General features: G+C 55.0%; 13 protein-coding genes. 9 read left to right on the top strand and 4 right to left on the bottom strand.

The window, feature by feature from the left end; genetic code table 11:
- Nucleotides 1-17: 17 nt before the first annotated feature.
- Both CWE16_RS00195 and CWE16_RS00190 read right to left on the bottom strand, forming a co-directional pair.
- Nucleotides 18-2,030, bottom strand: coding sequence for an NAD(P)H-quinone oxidoreductase subunit 5 (locus CWE16_RS00195; RefSeq protein WP_131592030.1), 2,013 nt, complete (start codon nucleotides 2,028-2,030; stop codon nucleotides 18-20).
- Between the two features lie 35 nt (nucleotides 2,031-2,065).
- A complete protein-coding gene (locus CWE16_RS00190) occupies nucleotides 2,066-2,767 on the bottom strand; it encodes an NnrU family protein (RefSeq protein WP_131592922.1) in 702 nt (233 codons plus the stop codon).
- Nucleotides 2,768-2,898: 131 nt separating this feature from the next.
- Here CWE16_RS00190 and CWE16_RS00185 point away from each other — a divergent pair, with 131 nt between their 5' ends.
- A complete protein-coding gene (locus CWE16_RS00185) occupies nucleotides 2,899-3,927 on the top strand; it encodes a LysR family transcriptional regulator (protein WP_236629482.1) in 1,029 nt (342 codons plus the stop codon).
- Nucleotides 3,928-3,937: 10 nt separating this feature from the next.
- On the opposite strand, the gene CWE16_RS00180 is transcribed toward CWE16_RS00185, so the two are convergent.
- On the bottom strand, nucleotides 3,938-4,546 hold the full coding sequence (locus tag CWE16_RS00180; RefSeq protein WP_131592028.1) for a DUF3172 domain-containing protein: 609 nt from the start codon (nucleotides 4,544-4,546) through the stop codon (nucleotides 3,938-3,940).
- Nucleotides 4,543-4,890, bottom strand: coding sequence for an NAD(P)H-quinone oxidoreductase subunit M (locus tag CWE16_RS00175; RefSeq protein ID WP_131592920.1), 348 nt, complete (start codon nucleotides 4,888-4,890; stop codon nucleotides 4,543-4,545). The genes CWE16_RS00180 and CWE16_RS00175 overlap by 4 nt, the downstream gene beginning before the upstream one ends.
- Before the next feature lie 106 nt (nucleotides 4,891-4,996).
- Between CWE16_RS00175 and pds the strand changes: the two genes are divergently transcribed.
- The 8 genes from pds (at nucleotide 4,997) to CWE16_RS00135 (ending at nucleotide 15,135) form a co-directional block, all read left to right on the top strand.
- Complete coding sequence (pds, locus tag CWE16_RS00170) at nucleotides 4,997-6,364, top strand: 15-cis-phytoene desaturase (protein WP_131592026.1); 1,368 nt, start codon at nucleotides 4,997-4,999, stop codon at nucleotides 6,362-6,364.
- A complete protein-coding gene (locus CWE16_RS00165; RefSeq protein ID WP_131592024.1) occupies nucleotides 6,364-9,006 on the top strand; it encodes a Cache 3/Cache 2 fusion domain-containing protein in 2,643 nt (880 codons plus the stop codon). Before pds ends, CWE16_RS00165 begins: the two co-directional genes overlap by 1 nt.
- Nucleotides 9,003-9,374, top strand: coding sequence for a response regulator (locus CWE16_RS00160; protein ID WP_131592022.1), 372 nt, complete (start codon nucleotides 9,003-9,005; stop codon nucleotides 9,372-9,374). Before CWE16_RS00165 ends, CWE16_RS00160 begins: the two co-directional genes overlap by 4 nt.
- A 1-nt stretch (nucleotide 9,375) precedes the next feature.
- Entirely contained in the window at nucleotides 9,376-10,413 is a 1,038-nt protein-coding gene (locus tag CWE16_RS00155; protein ID WP_161567548.1) for a response regulator, read from the top strand.
- Nucleotides 10,413-11,360 carry a phytoene synthase gene (locus CWE16_RS00150; protein ID WP_236629481.1) on the top strand — a complete coding sequence of 316 codons (948 nt, stop codon included), beginning with the start codon at nucleotides 10,413-10,415 and terminating at the stop codon, nucleotides 11,358-11,360. The genes CWE16_RS00155 and CWE16_RS00150 overlap by 1 nt, the downstream gene beginning before the upstream one ends.
- Nucleotides 11,360-12,979: a TolC family protein gene (locus CWE16_RS00145; protein WP_161567547.1), complete on the top strand. Its 1,620-nt coding sequence runs from the start codon at nucleotides 11,360-11,362 to the stop codon at nucleotides 12,977-12,979. The genes CWE16_RS00150 and CWE16_RS00145 overlap by 1 nt, the downstream gene beginning before the upstream one ends.
- A 43-nt stretch (nucleotides 12,980-13,022) precedes the next feature.
- A complete protein-coding gene (locus CWE16_RS00140; RefSeq protein ID WP_131592016.1) occupies nucleotides 13,023-13,790 on the top strand; it encodes a MinD/ParA family ATP-binding protein in 768 nt (255 codons plus the stop codon).
- A gap of 292 nt (nucleotides 13,791-14,082) precedes the next feature.
- On the top strand, nucleotides 14,083-15,135 hold the full coding sequence (locus tag CWE16_RS00135) for an aromatic ring-hydroxylating oxygenase subunit alpha (protein ID WP_131592014.1): 1,053 nt from the start codon (nucleotides 14,083-14,085) through the stop codon (nucleotides 15,133-15,135).
- The last annotated feature ends 31 nt before the right edge of the window (nucleotides 15,136-15,166 follow it).

The raw sequence follows: 15,166 nt of genomic DNA, 5'->3' as shown, positions 1-15,166 counted from the left end.
GAGCCGCTCAGGCAGCCCTAGCCGATCGGGCCCCCCAGCACTCCGAAGAGCACCACCAGGCCAATCACGCCCCCGAACACAATCAGGGCATAGAACTGGGCTCGGCCCGTCTCAAAGTATTTGAGCCCCTCACCGCTTCCCAGAGTCAGCAAGCCCGTGAGGTTGACCACACCGTCGACAACCTTGGCATCCACCTCCAGCACTTCGCGGGCAAGTTTGCGGCTGCCACGCACAAACAGTTTCTCGTTGATCACATCGAGATACCACTTGTTGGCGAGGAAGGCATTGATGGCCGGGAAGCGAGCCGCCACCAGCTGACCTAGATCGAGGCGATGCAGGGCATAGGCCAGCACGGCAATGGTGATGCCTGTGAGGGAGATCGCGACGGAGGCTCCGGCGAGGGGTAAAAACTCTGACCAGCTGAAGTGCTCGGCCATCTCAGCAGCTTCTTGAGGGTTGAGCAGACCGGCAAAGCGACTGTTCCAGGGGGTGCCCAAGAGACCGATGAGCACAGAAGGCACGGCGAGCACGGCCAGAGGCAGGGTCATGGACCAGGGGGACTCATGGAGGCTGCCGGCGTGATGGTCATGATCTTCATCGGCGGATTTGCCGGCAGCCGCCATCAACGCGTGCTGGAGGCTCTTGTCATGGCCCCTGAAGTCGCCTTCGAAGGTCAGGAAATAAAGCCTGAACATGTAGAAGGCGGTCATGCCGGCGGTCAGAAAGCCGACGGCCCAAAGAACCGGATAGCTGTTGAACGCCTGGCCGAGGATTTCGTCCTTGCTCCAGAAGCCGGCCAACGGCGGAATACCGCTGATGGCAATGCAGCCAATCAAGAAGGTGATGGCTGTGATCGGCATCTTTTTGCGCAGTCCTCCCATCAGGCGCATGTCCTGCGCCAGCACGGGCTCATGGCCCACCACATCCTCCATGGCATGGATGACGGAGCCTGACCCCAGGAACAACATCGCCTTGAAGAAGGCATGGGTCACCAGGTGGAACATGCCAGCCACCGGGGCCCCACAACCCATGGCCAGCATCATGTATCCCAGCTGAGACACGGTGCTGTAAGCGAGCCCTTTCTTGAGGTCCATCTGGGTGAGGGCGATGGAGGCGCCAAGGAAACAGGTGATGGTTCCCACCACGGCGATCACCAAACCAACGCTTGGGAACTGGGCATAGAGAGGCTCCAGTCGGGCGACCAGAAACACGCCTGCCGCCACCATCGTTGCGGCGTGAATCAGGGCGGAGATCGGTGTTGGACCCTCCATGGCATCGGGGAGCCAAACGTGGAGGGGGAACTGGGCCGACTTGGCCATTGGGCCCATGAACACGAACAGACAGAGAGCCAAGGCAGCCCAGCCTGGAACCGTGCCATTACTGATCGCAGCACTGAGGCCATCAGCAATCCCCTGGAAATCAAAGCTTCCCGTGGCCCAGAACAAACCAAGGATTCCAAGGAGCAATCCGAAATCACCAACCCTGTTCACGACAAAGGCCTTCTGGGCTGCATGGGCGGCACCATCCCGGTCGTACCAGAAGCCCACGAGTAGGTAGGAACACATGCCCACCAGCTCCCAGAACACGTAGATCTCGAGAAGATTGGGGCTCAGCACCAGGCCAAGCATGGAGCTGCTGAACAGGGCGAGATACGTGAAAAAGCGCACATAGCCCTTGTCGTGGGCCATATAGCCATGGGAGTAGATCAGCACCAGAAGGGCGATCGTGGTGACCAGGGCCAGCATCACGGCCCCGAGGGGGTCGACCACATAGCCCATCGGCAGATTGAAGCTTCCGGCGCTGGCCCAGACGAACAGATGTTCGACTGCCGGTGCTCCTGCAAGTTGCTCGAAGAGCACCGCGTAACTGATGGCGGCTGCAGCACCCACACAGCTCAGCAGCAGGATGGCCACTGGCTTTCGCAGCCGATTGATCGTGCGGTTGAAACTGATCAGGCCTAAGCCTGTGAGGACTGCGCCGAGCAGAGGGAGCACTGGGATCAACCAGGCGTAATCAGCTGCCGAATGCATCCGCGCGAGTCAGGCTGCTGGTGAGTGTAGGCAGCTCAGCTCAGCAGACTCTCCAGCCGTGAGTGAAGAAAGACGGTGGTGCCGACCGGGATCCAGTGGTGGGCCCACCAGAACAGGCCCACGGCGATGACGATCCCCAGCTGAGCCGGGCGTAGAAGCTCCCGCCATGCCAGCTGTTGGCGTCCATCAACGATCGCCACGAAGGGAATGACCGATGTGCTGTCCCGCAAGGTGTCAAAGGCGGCGCCGAAGCGTTCCTGCAGACGGCGATCGCCGTGCCACACGGCAAAGAGGTGATGACCGATCAGGCCGGCGCAGGTCACCAACATGAAGCTGCTGCCGATCCAGAGGGCATGACTGAAGCACCAGAGGATCTGCCCCACGGCCTGAGGGTGGCGGCTGATCCGGATAATCCCTGTTGCGTAGAGGCGCACTTGGGGCTTCAGCACCGCCGGGATTTCCAGCAGGTTGTAGGTGGCTGGGTAGAGAAACAGAAAGCTGATTGCCGTGAGGCCCCAGATCAAGGGCACCAGACCAGGCACCCCTTGGAGATTCCAGAGGCGGACTCCGTCGTAGCGATGCGCCAGGAAATACCCGATCACCACCACTGCTGAGGGAATGCTCAGCGCCGCGAAGATCAGCCGCCAGGCCCGGGCGCCGATCCGGGCCTCTGCGCGGCTGCGCAGGGCAGCTCCGCCGCTGTGAATAACAGCGAAGAGCAACAGCAGCATCAGCATCACCAGGCTGGTGTGATGGGGACTGCTCGGGTCACTGGGGAGCACGCTGGCGATTGCGGCGAAGCGCGATTCTGGCGGCTGCCGGCCCCACTACAGTTTTTTGATCGTTCCTGCCCAGCTGGCAGGCCCCCATGGCTGATCTCCCGTTCACCCTCGACCAGCTGCGGATCCTGCGAGCCATCGTCAGCGAGGGCAGTTTTAAGAAGGCGGCCGACAGCCTGTTTGTCACCCAGCCTGCTGTCAGCCTTCAGATTCAGAACCTTGAAAAGCAGCTCGAGGTCTCGCTTTTCGATCGTGGGGGTCGCAAGGCCCAGCTCACTGAAGCCGGACATCTGCTGCTTGGCTACTGCGATCGGATCCTGAGCCAGTGCCATGAGGCGTGTCGTGCCCTCGATGACCTCCACAACCTCAAGGGGGGATCACTGGTGGTTGGAGCTAGTCAGACCACTGGCACCTATCTGATGCCCCGCATGATCGGGCTGTTTCGGCAGAAGTATCCGGATGTGGCGGTGCAGTTGCATGTTCACAGCACTCGACGCACCGGCTGGAGTGTGGCCAATGGCCAGATCGATCTGGCGATCATCGGCGGTGAACTTCCAGCCGAGCTCAACGATCTGCTCCAGGTGGTGCCTTATGCCAACGACGAGCTGGCCCTTGTTTTGCCTGTCAAGCACCCCCTTGCCCGTTTGCTGGAGCTCAGCAAGGAGGATCTCTACAGGCTGGGCTTTGTTTGTTTAGATGCTCAGTCCACCACGCGGAAGATGGTGGATCAGTTGCTCGCTCGCTCCGGTCTTGATGTCCAGAGACTGCGGATTGAGATGGAGCTCAATTCCCTCGAAGCCATCAAGAACGCCGTGCAGTCTGGTCTTGGCGCTGCATTCCTACCGGTGGTCTCGATCGAGAGGGAGCTGAATGCCGGCACCCTGCATCGGCCTTCGGTGGTTGATCTCCAGGTGCGCAGACAGCTCAAGCTGATCAGTCATCCCGCCCGTTACTGCTCAAGGGCCTCAGAGGCCTTCCGTCGCGACGTCCTGCCTGTGTTCGCCAGCCCTGACAGCCCATTACGCCAGTCGAGATCACCCCAGGGAGCTGCCACCCAGGGAGCTGCCAAGGTGGAACCCCTGATCGACGAAGGTCCCCAGCTCCCTTCCCAGGGTTGATCGCAGCGGCTCAGAACTGACCTGCTTCAGGAGTGATGCCAACGGTGTCATCGGCGACCCCCTTGGTGATGAATTTGTTTTCGCTCACGTCGGTTTGATAGACGCAACGCACAACGGGTTTGTCGCGAACCGATCCGATGTAGGCAAAGGTGTTCATGCGCTGTTTGCAGTCCCGTTCCTGGGCTGGGGTGATCGCCCCCTCCTTGCGAAGCACGGCCCAGTTTTCTCGCCGAATCACGCAACCCGCCTGGAGTGATGGCTGGGTCACGAAGCTGCTCACAGGGTTCATGGTTGTGTACATCTCCACATCCATGACGTAGGCACTCGCTCCCCACTGCCGGCAGAATTCCGGGTCAGGAACAGCCATGTCGAGCTGTTGGCTGCTGGCGATATTGCCTTGGTCTCCCTGGGTCGTGCTGGTCACGGCGCTGCCGATGCCGATGCCGATCACGAGCACACCAGCGAGCACGGCGGCGGAGGCACCGTTGAATTTCAAACCTCCACCACCAGGACCACCACTGGAACCAGGACCCGCAGGCCCTCCTGCTCGTCGCTGCTCGTAGCGGCGGTCGTCGTAACGGCGGTCGTCATACCGCCGGTCGTAGGGGGAGCGACTCACAGAAGCTCAGGGGTTCTGGGTAGCCCCATGGAGTAGTTCAGGACTCGGCAGTCCGGGTTGTAGCTCAAGGATCCAGCCTGAAGTAATTCACGGATGCAGCCCTCAAGCTCGGTGCCGATGCGGCGCAGGTTGTAATCACTCAGCTCCTGGCCAGCCTGGTGATCCACGAGCGCACGGAAGCGCTGCTGCACGGTCGTCACGGCAGCCTCATTCCAGAGAAATTCGTTGTCGGGATCAAGGTCGAGGGTGAGCTGGTCGTCAGTCGGAACAAGGTTGTTGTTTTCCACCCGGGCGGTGAACAGCCGCACGTGGCGGGTGGTGCACTTCAGCAGGGTCTCGGCCATGACGTGGGAGGAGTCCTCAAGAACTCCGGGGGCTTGTGACATCGACTTTAGGAAGCGCCTGGGGAAGCAGGCCTTTTAAGGTTGGTTTCACGATTTGGAACACGTCATGCGCGTCGCCATTGCAGGAGCTGGTCTTGCCGGTCTGTCCTGTGCCAAGTATCTGGCCGACGCCGGGCATACCCCCGTCGTGCTCGAGGCCAGGGACGTGCTCGGCGGCAAGGTCGCGGCCTGGAAGGACGAGGACGGTGACTGGTACGAGACCGGCCTCCACATCTTTTTCGGCGCTTACCCGAACATGCTTCAGCTCTTCAAAGAGCTCGGGATTGAAGACCGTCTGCAGTGGAAGAGTCACTCAATGATCTTCAATCAGCCGGAGGAGCCTGGCACCTACAGCCGCTTTGACTTCCCGGATCTGCCGGCCCCGATCAATGGTGTAGCGGCGATTCTTGGCAACAACGACATGCTCACCTGGCCCGAGAAGATCAGCTTCGGGCTGGGTCTGGTGCCAGCGATGTTGCGGGGTCAGGGCTACGTCGAAGAGTGTGACAAATATTCCTGGACTGAGTGGCTGCGACTGCACAACATTCCAGAGCGGGTGAACGACGAGGTGTTCATCGCCATGAGCAAGGCGTTGAACTTCATTGATCCCGACGAAATCTCTGCCACCGTGGTGCTCACGGCCCTGAATCGTTTTCTGCAGGAGAAGAACGGTTCTCAAATGGCGTTTCTTGATGGGGCGCCTCCGGAGCGTCTCTGCCAGCCGATCGTTGATCACATCGAAGCTTGTGGCGGAGAGGTGCATCTCAACAGTCCACTGAGAGAGATCCAGCTCGAGCCAGACGGACATGTGGCCGGTTTTCGGATCGGTGGCATCAATGGCCAGGAGGGACGCGAGATCAAGGCGGACGCCTATGTGAGTGCTTTGCCGGTGGATCCCTTCAAGCTGCTGCTGCCTGAGCCCTGGAAACAGATGGAGGTGTTTCGCAAGCTGGATGGCTTGCGTGGGGTTCCTGTGATCAACCTGCATCTGTGGTTCGATCGCAAGCTGACCGATATTGACCATTTGCTGTTTAGCCGCTCCCCTCTGCTCAGTGTGTATGCCGATATGAGCATCACCTGTCGCGAATATGAGGACCCAGATCAATCAATGCTTGAGCTGGTGTTCGCTCCAGCAAAAGACTGGATCGGCAGGCCTGATGAAGAGATCATCGAGGCCACGATGGGTGAACTGAAAAAACTTTTCCCAATGCACTTTGGTGGTGATCACCCTGCTCAGTTGCGCAAGTACAAAGTGGTGAAAACCCCGCTTTCGGTTTACAAGACCACTCCAGGTTGTCAGCAGCTTCGCCCTGACCAGAGCACCCCGATCAAAAACTTCTTTTTGGCAGGTGATTACACGATGCAGCGCTACCTTGCTTCGATGGAGGGTGCTGTTCTCAGTGGCAAGCTCTGCGCTGAGGCGGTCTGTCGCTGATGAAGCTCCGACTGCCCTGGCTTCGTTCCAACGGCAGCCGACCAGAGCTGCCTCGTTCCTGGACGATTGTGCCGTGGCTGTCGTTGATTGCTGCTCTGTTGCTGGGTGCCAGTGCCTTCACGACTTGGCGCCTGCGATCGGTCATTGAGACCTTTTCAAAGGCGCAGCTCGAAAATGAAGTGGAGCAGGTGCTCGAGAAGTTCGGGATTGTTGATGGCTTGCTGAGTGGATGGTTAAGCAAGGCCTTGGACTTGTTGCGCAGCGACACCCTTGGCAAGGGTCAAGTCAGTCTTGATCAATCAGCTCGCGTGCGAGTGGCAAGCAGTATGAGCTCCACCACCGTCCCGGTCCTGCGCTTCGGTCAGACGGCAGCTGCTTCGATGCAGCCGGTGGTTGACCACATCTCGCGATCCTGGGATGCATCGATCACAATCTTTGTGCGGGATGGCAATCGCCTCGTGCGGATTGCCACAAGCATTCGAACGGAGCAGGGAGACAGGGCTGTTGGCACAGAGCTCGATCCCAAGGGGCTGGTACTTCCAGCCTTGCTGTCCGGCAAGCAATATGAGGGGCCAACAGACATCTTGGGGAAGATTTATTATGCCTATTACGTTCCGATTGTTTCTGAGTCGGGAGAAGTTGTCGGCGCTTTTTACGCTGGCTACGATATCAATTCTGTTGCCGAAACGATTCGCGAATCAGTTCAAGAAGCTAATTTGCCGGTAGGTTCTTACCTCATGGTTCTTGGTGAAAGAGGAGGGCTCATTTATTCGTCAAAGGATTTGCCAACGCGTCTGAGTGCTGATGTCATAAATGGCCTCAAGAGGCGAATGCTTAATTCTGAGCAACAAACTTCTTCTCAGATCGTTCCTGGGTTTGTTGTGAATACTGTTCCCTATAAACCATGGGGGATGAAAGTTGCCTCAATTAGCTCTCCTGCAGCGGCCTATGCCTTGGCGATGCGCTTGTCGATCGGAGTGCTGAGCCTTCAATTGCTGACGGGTTTTGCTGTTGTTCTGTTGTCTTGGTATTTCAGTCAGCGTTTGGCCCGTGCCCTTGCTGAGGGTGATCTGGCGAGGGAACAAGCAGAAGATGCTAATCGTGCTAAGAGTGAATTCCTGGCCAATATGAGCCATGAATTAAGAACGCCGATGAATGCAATCATTGGCTACAGCGAAATGCTAATCGAGGAACATGAAGACCTTGGTCAGGATGAGTCAGTTGAGGATCTCAAGAAAATCCTATCTTCCAGCAAGCATCTTCTTGGCTTGATCAACAGCCTTCTCGACCTGTCCAAGATTGAGGCCGGCAAGATGAGTGTGTATTGCGAGAAAGTTAATTTCAAAGGCCTGGTCTCTGATGTAATCGGAACCGCCGAGCCCCTTGCTGCTGTCAATCAAAATAAAATCAAGTTTAGTTTTTCCGAGGCAGCGAATGATGCGGAAGCCGAGGTTGATGTCCAAAAGCTGAAGCAAGTTCTCCTCAACTTAATTAGCAATGCTTGCAAATTTACTGATCAGGGTGTTGTGAGTGTGCATTGTGCGATGCAGGTTGTCAATGATGTCGAATATTTGATTGTGCGAGTGCGTGACTCGGGTATTGGTATGAATAATTCTCAGATCGCAAAGCTCTTTCAGGAGTTTTCTCAGGCCGACGTTGGCACATCCAGAAAATATGGCGGTACAGGCTTGGGTTTGGCGATTAGCCGTAAGTTCTGCCGTCTGATGGGTGGCGATATTGTCGTCAATAGTGCTGAAGGTATTGGCAGTATTTTTACGATTAAAGTTCCTCGATACGTTAAGCCCTCAAGTGAGGTTGGTGATGATCCTGCCGATAAGAGCGAAGCCAAGCATGACCATCACAATGTTTACCCCTCAATCGCACCACTTGGCCGCATTCTTGTTATTGATGATGATGCTGGTTACCGTGATTTGCTAGAGAGGCATCTCAGTCGCTCTGGTTATGCTGTTATTGCTGCAAAGACCATCTCCGAAGGTTTGCAGAGCGCGCGTATCTGGGCCCCAGACATTATTGCCCTTGACTTAGATATGTCGGGTGAGCAGGATCTTCAGGTATTGATTGAGATCCAGAATGACCCTTTATTGTCTCGCATTCCTGTCATCCTGATCAGTAAGGAAGAGGATGGCTGTCAGCTCACATTGTCTGAAAAAGTTTCATTCTGTCTTGTCAAGCCAATTGATTGGTCGCTCCTGTCGTCTCTGCTTGAGCGAGCACTTGATGGATCTGTTGCTCAACAACAAAGCATCTTTGTTGTTGAGGATTCACCTGATATCGCCAAGATGGTTGACGATGCGCTCGCACCTACTGGCTTAGATGTTTTGCACTTGCATAATCAGCCAACGGTTTTCTCCACGTTAGAAGTTAAGCGGCCGGCGGTGATTATTCTTGATTTGTCGATTAAATGTATGGATGGGATTGAATTTGTTGAACAATTGCACCGTAATCCCTTGGCCAGTCAGATTCCTATTCTCGTGATTGCATCGGAGCCACTTTCGCCCGACCACCACTCTCGATTGGCGGGCCGCTTTACGACTGTAGTGTCCGCGACTGAGTCGACAAGCTTGGATTTTTATGAGAAAATAAAGGAATTGCTGCCAACCAATCAGAAGAAAAACGCATGAGCAAGATTCTTCTTGTCGAAGACAACGAGATGAATCGCGATATGTTGTCGAGACGGCTTCTGCGTAAGGGCTATGAGCTTGTATTTGCCGTCGATGGAGAAGAGGCTGTATCTCAGGCGAAGGAACAAAATCCCGATCTGATTTTGATGGATGTCAGCCTACCTGGTATGGATGGCTTAGAAGCGACTCGTTTGATTCGCCAGGATGAACAGACGCTTTCGATCCCCGTGATCGCGTTGACTGCACATGCAATGGATAGTGACAGAGAACGCTGCCTTGCCGCTGGCTGTAACGACTACCAGACCAAACCAATTGATTTCCCCCAATTGTTGAAAGCAATTAGCGGTTTAATTGGAGATCATGGTTGAGATGTCTTCTCTTGACGACGGATCGCAGGAACTCAAGTCATTGCGCCATGATTTATATAATCCGATCAACCAGATTATTGGCTACAGCGAGCTTTTAAGCGAAGAGCTTCTCGAAGGGGAATCCATTGATGGAGATGATCTTCTGAAAATTCGTGCTGCTGCCTCACAGCTGCTCGACATGATCCGCTCCAGACTTGCTGATCAATCGCCGCTGAATGAGCAGCAAGCTACGGATCAGAAAGGCTCTCCGCGATCTCTGCCCTCTCCACTTAAAGGCGTTCGACCGGAGATCCCGAAGCGCAGTCATCCGGCATCAACTCGGCAACACGGACGCATTCTTGTTGTTGATGATGATGCTAATAATCGCGATCTTCTTGTTTCTGTTTTGATTCGTGATGGTCATATTGCCTTGTCGGCTTCAGATGGTGAGGAGGCATTGAGGCTGTTGCGTGAAAGCCGCTATGACCTTGTGCTCCTTGATGTGCAGATGCCTGTTATGGATGGACCGACCACGCTTTGGCATATCAATCAGGATCAGAGTCTGTCCTTAATCCCCGTGATTATGGTTTCTGGCGTTGAAGATCTTGAGACTGTCATTGTTTGCATAGAGAATGGGGCGATTGATTACTTGCCCAAGCCTTGCAATTTGACGATGTTGCGTGCACGGATTGGTATCAGCCTGGAGAGAAAGAGTTGGATTGATCAGAATCTCAAGCTGATTGATCGCTTTCAGGCTAGCCAGCGCACCTTGGATCGTGAACTGGCAGAGGCTCGGAGCAGGCTTGAGGGGATTCAGGTCAATGATGCCAGTGATGATGAGAGGAACTCTCTTGTTCAGGCAATGGAACGTATGACTTTGGCGTTGGTTCAGCAGCGTCGCGCTATCGGTGAAACTCTTCAGGACCTTGAACTTGAGCTTAATAAGAAGGTTGTTGGTGCTCAAGTGAAGTCAATTACCTCGGACCCCAGTTTCACCTCACTATCTGAGCGTGCTGCCGCGATGAGGCGACGGCGATCTCTGAAGCAAGGAGGAGGCTGATGCGTGCGATGATCTGCGACGATGGTTGCGCCATTGGGGCCGTATCGGTGCAGGACAACCTGGAAGCGGCCTATGAGGCTTGCCGCGCCGAAACGGCAGAGTGGGCGAAAACCTTTTATCTGGGCACTCTTTTGATGCCACCAGAGAAGCGTCGCGCAATTTGGGCGATCTACGTGTGGTGTCGACGCACGGATGAAATCATGGATAGCCCGGACGCTTTGAAGCGCCCTCGCGAGGAATTGAACGAAGAGCTTGATCTTTGGGAAGAGAAGACCCGTGCCTTATTTTCTGGTTCTGTTCAAAGCGATCTGGATCTTGTCATGAACGACACGATTCATCGCTTTGACCAACCCATGCAGCCTTATTTAGACATGATTGAGGGCATGCGTATGGATCTTAATCAGACCCGATATAAGGATTTCTCAGACCTCAAGCTTTATTGTTATCGAGTGGCTGGCACGGTTGGCGTTATGTCTCAGCGTGTCATGGGAATTGACCCCAGCTATACGTCGGCTCCATGGACGCAAGACTGTGATACCACCGAGTCGGCAGTGGCCCTGGGTATAGCGAATCAACTGACGAATATTTTGCGAGATGTCGGCGAAGACCGGCAGCGTGGTCGTATCTACCTTCCCCAGGAAGATCTTCATCGATTCGCTTACAGTGAATCTGACTTGATGTCTGGAGTTGTGAATGAAAACTGGGTGGCTCTTATGCGTTTCCAGATTCAACGTGCGCGTGATTGGTTTCGGCGTTCGGAAGAGGGTGTTCGCTTTCTATCCGCTGACGCGCGTTGGCCCGTTTGGACATCCTTGCGTTTGTATCGAGGGATTCTGAATTCAATTGAGCGTAATCGATATGATGTCTTTCGCAATCGGGCGTATGTGCCACGAATGAAAAAGTTGATGGATCTGCCTTTTTCCTTCCTTCTGGCGCAGTCACGATGATGACATTTGTGTTCAGGCGTTGCTTCTATCTGCCGCTGCTGATATCGCTGATAGCCGAGTGTGTCTTTGTTGATCGTGGGGTTTTGGCTGATGAGGCAAACTCCGCTCTGGCTCCCGAAACCCTCCCCCCTGCTGAGAAGGTTCAAGCACTTGGAGCAGGTTGGCCGGCGGGGATGCCTCTGCCGATTGAGTCTTTTCCCGATTTGCCCGAGTCGGTGCTTGCCAACCTCGATATGGAGACAGCTGTTCGGCTGGCCGAGGAGCGTAATCCGACAATCCGCGAGAACTATCAGAGGCTTATTGCAACTCAGAATCAGCTCGGGAGTGCTTATGCCACCTGGTGGCCGACTGTCGATGCCAACTTGAATTTTGGCTGGTATGGCGAGAATGCTTTTTACAATTACGCGGGAGCTACATCAGGTATTGACCAATCGATTTATGGGGGCGGTGACTCAGCGGCCGTATTGCCCTCCTACCTATTTGATCGCTCCTTTACGAGTAGTTATTGGCAGGGGGTTTCAACCCTCGACATCAATTGGAAGCTTTATGACCCTGAGCGTGGCCCTCAGATCTGGAAAAATAAATATATAGTTCGCGAGTCTTCGAGCGATTACATTATATCCCGTCGTGATAATGCTCTCAGGACCCAGGAGGCGTTTGTTCGTCTCCAAGCGTCGATCGCGGGGATCAAAACAAGCCAGCAGTTAGTGGATAATGATCAGTTCCTTCTGAGCCTTGCGCAAGCGCGTAAGCGTTTGGGTGTTGCTTCAGATCTTGATATTGCAAAGCAGTTGACTGTGCTGCGTTCTGATCAAGTGAATCTTGTTAATGCAAAGCAAGATGCTCTGATTGATGAGGCGAAATTAGTTGAATTATTGAATGCGCCGTTGCAGAAGGGTGTTTCTCCGTCAACTCCTCTGAAGCCACTGGGAGCTTGGAGTGCTTCTCTTGACGCAACGGTTCAGTCAGCTCTTGGTTACCGCAAGGTAATTGAGAAGCAGCTGGCGATTGTCCAGCAAAATGAGTCGCAGGTTCAGATTGACCTTGCCATTTATCGTCCAACCATTGAGTTGGTTAACTCGCTGTATTGGACAAAGGGGCTGGGATACAACAACCTTGGCCCACCATGGATCATTGAGTCTGCTCGCAGTGATCTTTGGAACGCCCAGTCTCTCTTGCAGGTCACCTTCACCGGTTTTGATGGTGGTCGGGCCCGCATGGAGGCCGAAGCCTCTAAGAGTCGGGCGCGCGCCGCTGCTGCCAAGGTTAATCAGACGATTAATTCAGTGATTGCCGAAGTTCGTGAATATTTTTCTCGCGCTCAGCAAGGACGAGAGGCTGTGTTGGCGGCTTCAAAACGGGTGCGGGCTGCTTCTGACTCGCTTAAATTGCAGTCGATGCGTTTTCGCGCTGGATACGGCACGATTACTGATGTGGTTCAGTCTCAGCAGGACCTCACCCAGGCTGTTGGCTCCTACATCACCCAGCTCTCTGATTACAACCTTGCTTTGGTCAACCTCTCGCGTTCCAGCGGGCTCAGCTTCGCTGCTGATCCTGATCTCATGCAACAGGTCGGTAATCCCCTCTCTCAAGTCAATATCTCATCTGTTTTCAGATGAGTGTCGTGCCTGCATTTGAATACCGCTGACGCTGGAGCTTGTTATGAGTCACATCATTGCTGTCCATTCATTCCGAGGTGGTACTGGCAAGTCCAATCTCTCGGCGAATCTGGCGACTTGTCTTGGTTTAGCTGGTAAGCGGGTTGCAGTGTTCGACACTGATCTTGCCTCTCCCGGGGTCCATGTTCTGTTTGGCTATGAGGCTGCAGCAGACGATCTCGTCCTCAATGATTTCCTTCAGGCGGATGCACCGATTCGTCGTTGTTCCCATGAAGTGACGCCTGATCCTGTTCGTCATGCCAAAGGCGCGATCTATCTTCTGCCCGGATCGATGCAAAGTGATCGCATTGCACGCTTGCTTCGTGAAGGGTATGAAGTCGAGAAGCTTAATGATGCGATGTTTTCACTGGCTGATGAATTGAAGCTGGATTGTGTGATTGTTGATACCCATCCGGGTATCAATGAAGAAACGCTTCTTTCGACTGCGATTGCTGATTCCTTGCTGATGGTCATGCGTCCCGATACGCAGGATTATTTGGGTACTGCTGTTGCAATTGAAGTGGCTCAGCGTCTGGACGCTGCGGACATACGTCTCGTCATGAATAAGTTCCCCGATCATTTTGATCCTGCCTCTACGCGAGAGAAGGTTTCATCGACCTATGGAGTGCCTCTGGCTGCTTTGTTACCGCTTAGTGAAGATCTGCTCACGCTGGCCAGTTCTGGCTTGGCAGTGCTCAGCTTTCCTAACCATCCCTGGACGGAACAGGTCAGATCCTTGACTCAGTCCCTGATTGATGACCTGATGGGTTGATGCTTGGTTTTGATCCCCAGTCCTTACCTCAGAAACCCCTCACAATGTCGCTGATGGTGGCTCTCGAGCCACCATCATTGCGGCGATTGCTGAAGTTGGGTTTGCGTCGTGGTCTGAGTGACGATCAGCTTTGCTGTTTTCTTGCTGAGGAATGGGGGTTGCAACTTGACTCTCAAGACGCGCTTACTCTTCTCCATGTTCTCGATGAGCGTGGCTGGTTCCGTAGCTCCTCCTCCGGGGACCACTGGAAAACCCACCTTGGCTCCTGAACATCCCTACGCCATCTGAAATCATGCAGTTGTTGAACAGTTGGTACGCCGTAGCTCTGACATCAGCGGTGAGCTCGGATACGCCTCATGCGGTTCAGCTTCATGGTGTGCGGTTGGCTCTCTGGCGACTGGATGACGGCTCCGTTGTTGCCGCGCATGACCGTTGTCCTCATAAGGGCGCATCCCTGAGCGCGGGGAAGGTCACTCCAAAGGGACTCGCTTGCGGATATCACGGATGGTGTTTTGGCGCTGATGGGGCTTGTGTTGCGATTCCGGCCAATGCAGCGGATGGAACGATTCCCCATCGTGCACGCGTCCGCACGCTGCCCTGCCGCGAGTCCTGCGGACTGGTCTGGGTCTGGTGGGACCGCAACCCTGAAGCCCCTAGGGAGCTGGATGCTTTGCCGTCGTTGCCGGATGTAGGCCCCCTCCCGTCAAACGATGATTCCGGCTGGCGGATCCTCGAGGGCTCCGTTCATTGGCAGGCCAACTGGCTGCGGGTGCTGGAGGCGTTCATGGATCTCACCCATGCGCCTTTTGTCCATAGCGGCAGTTTCGGGGCGATGGCTCCCGATCAGTTGATGCCAGAAGAGCAGTGGGCTCGTGATGACTCCGTCTATGAACGTGTGCTCGCCCCGCGCGATCGTCATTACCGGGCTGATCAGGGCCGTGGCCTTCGGGCATGGTTCAACCTTGGCCAGGACGGTGAGGCCGATCAGGCTTCCGATGCCGGTGTGCAGCACATCCAGCTCTGGCTGGCCAACGTTTCATTGGTGCGTGTGGTGTTCGGTGATTTCCGCATTTCACTGATGACAGCCCACGTTCCCGTCTCGCCAGGGGTAACGCTCAATCTTTGGCGTCATTACCGTTCGTTCCTGCGCACACCCCTGGCCGATTCCAATGCCCGGGGCCGTGTTGATCGTTTCATGGCTGAAGATCAGCGCATGGTTGAAACCCTTACGCCCCTAGTTCCCGATCTCGACGGACGGGCTGATCTGTTGCTTGGTAGTGACGTTTCCACCCTCAGCCTGCGCAAGATCCTTCGAAGCAAACGCAGCGAGGGCCTGTTGGTGTGAGACTTCCCATCAACGTTTGTTCAGTGTTGTG

This window comes from Synechococcus sp. BS55D (genome assembly GCF_004332415.1).
Taxonomy (GTDB): Bacteria; Cyanobacteriota; Cyanobacteriia; order PCC-6307; family Cyanobiaceae; genus Synechococcus_C.
Note: the sequence above shows the minus strand (reverse complement) of the source record. Positions and strands in the feature narration are given on the sequence as shown.

Excerpts from the sequence above, each read along its gene's own strand:
- CWE16_RS00155 (WP_161567548.1), top strand. The coding sequence starts at position 9,376 with ATGTCTTCTCTTGACGACGGATCGCAGGAACTCAAGTCATTGCGCCAT.
- CWE16_RS00145 (WP_161567547.1), top strand. The coding sequence starts at position 11,360 with ATGACATTTGTGTTCAGGCGTTGCTTCTATCTGCCGCTGCTGATATCG.
- CWE16_RS00140 (WP_131592016.1), top strand. The coding sequence starts at position 13,023 with ATGAGTCACATCATTGCTGTCCATTCATTCCGAGGTGGTACTGGCAAG.
- CWE16_RS00185 (WP_236629482.1), top strand. The coding sequence starts at position 2,899 with ATGGCTGATCTCCCGTTCACCCTCGACCAGCTGCGGATCCTGCGAGCC.
- CWE16_RS00160 (WP_131592022.1), top strand. The coding sequence starts at position 9,003 with ATGAGCAAGATTCTTCTTGTCGAAGACAACGAGATGAATCGCGATATG.
- CWE16_RS00190 (WP_131592922.1), bottom strand. The coding sequence starts at position 2,767 with ATGCTGATGCTGCTGTTGCTCTTCGCTGTTATTCACAGCGGCGGAGCT.
- CWE16_RS00195 (WP_131592030.1), bottom strand. The coding sequence starts at position 2,030 with ATGCATTCGGCAGCTGATTACGCCTGGTTGATCCCAGTGCTCCCTCTG.
- CWE16_RS00150 (WP_236629481.1), top strand. The coding sequence starts at position 10,413 with ATGCGTGCGATGATCTGCGACGATGGTTGCGCCATTGGGGCCGTATCG.
- CWE16_RS00175 (WP_131592920.1), bottom strand. The coding sequence starts at position 4,890 with ATGGCCGAGACCCTGCTGAAGTGCACCACCCGCCACGTGCGGCTGTTC.
- pds (WP_131592026.1), top strand. The coding sequence starts at position 4,997 with ATGCGCGTCGCCATTGCAGGAGCTGGTCTTGCCGGTCTGTCCTGTGCC.
- CWE16_RS00135 (WP_131592014.1), top strand. The coding sequence starts at position 14,083 with ATGCAGTTGTTGAACAGTTGGTACGCCGTAGCTCTGACATCAGCGGTG.
- CWE16_RS00165 (WP_131592024.1), top strand. The coding sequence starts at position 6,364 with ATGAAGCTCCGACTGCCCTGGCTTCGTTCCAACGGCAGCCGACCAGAG.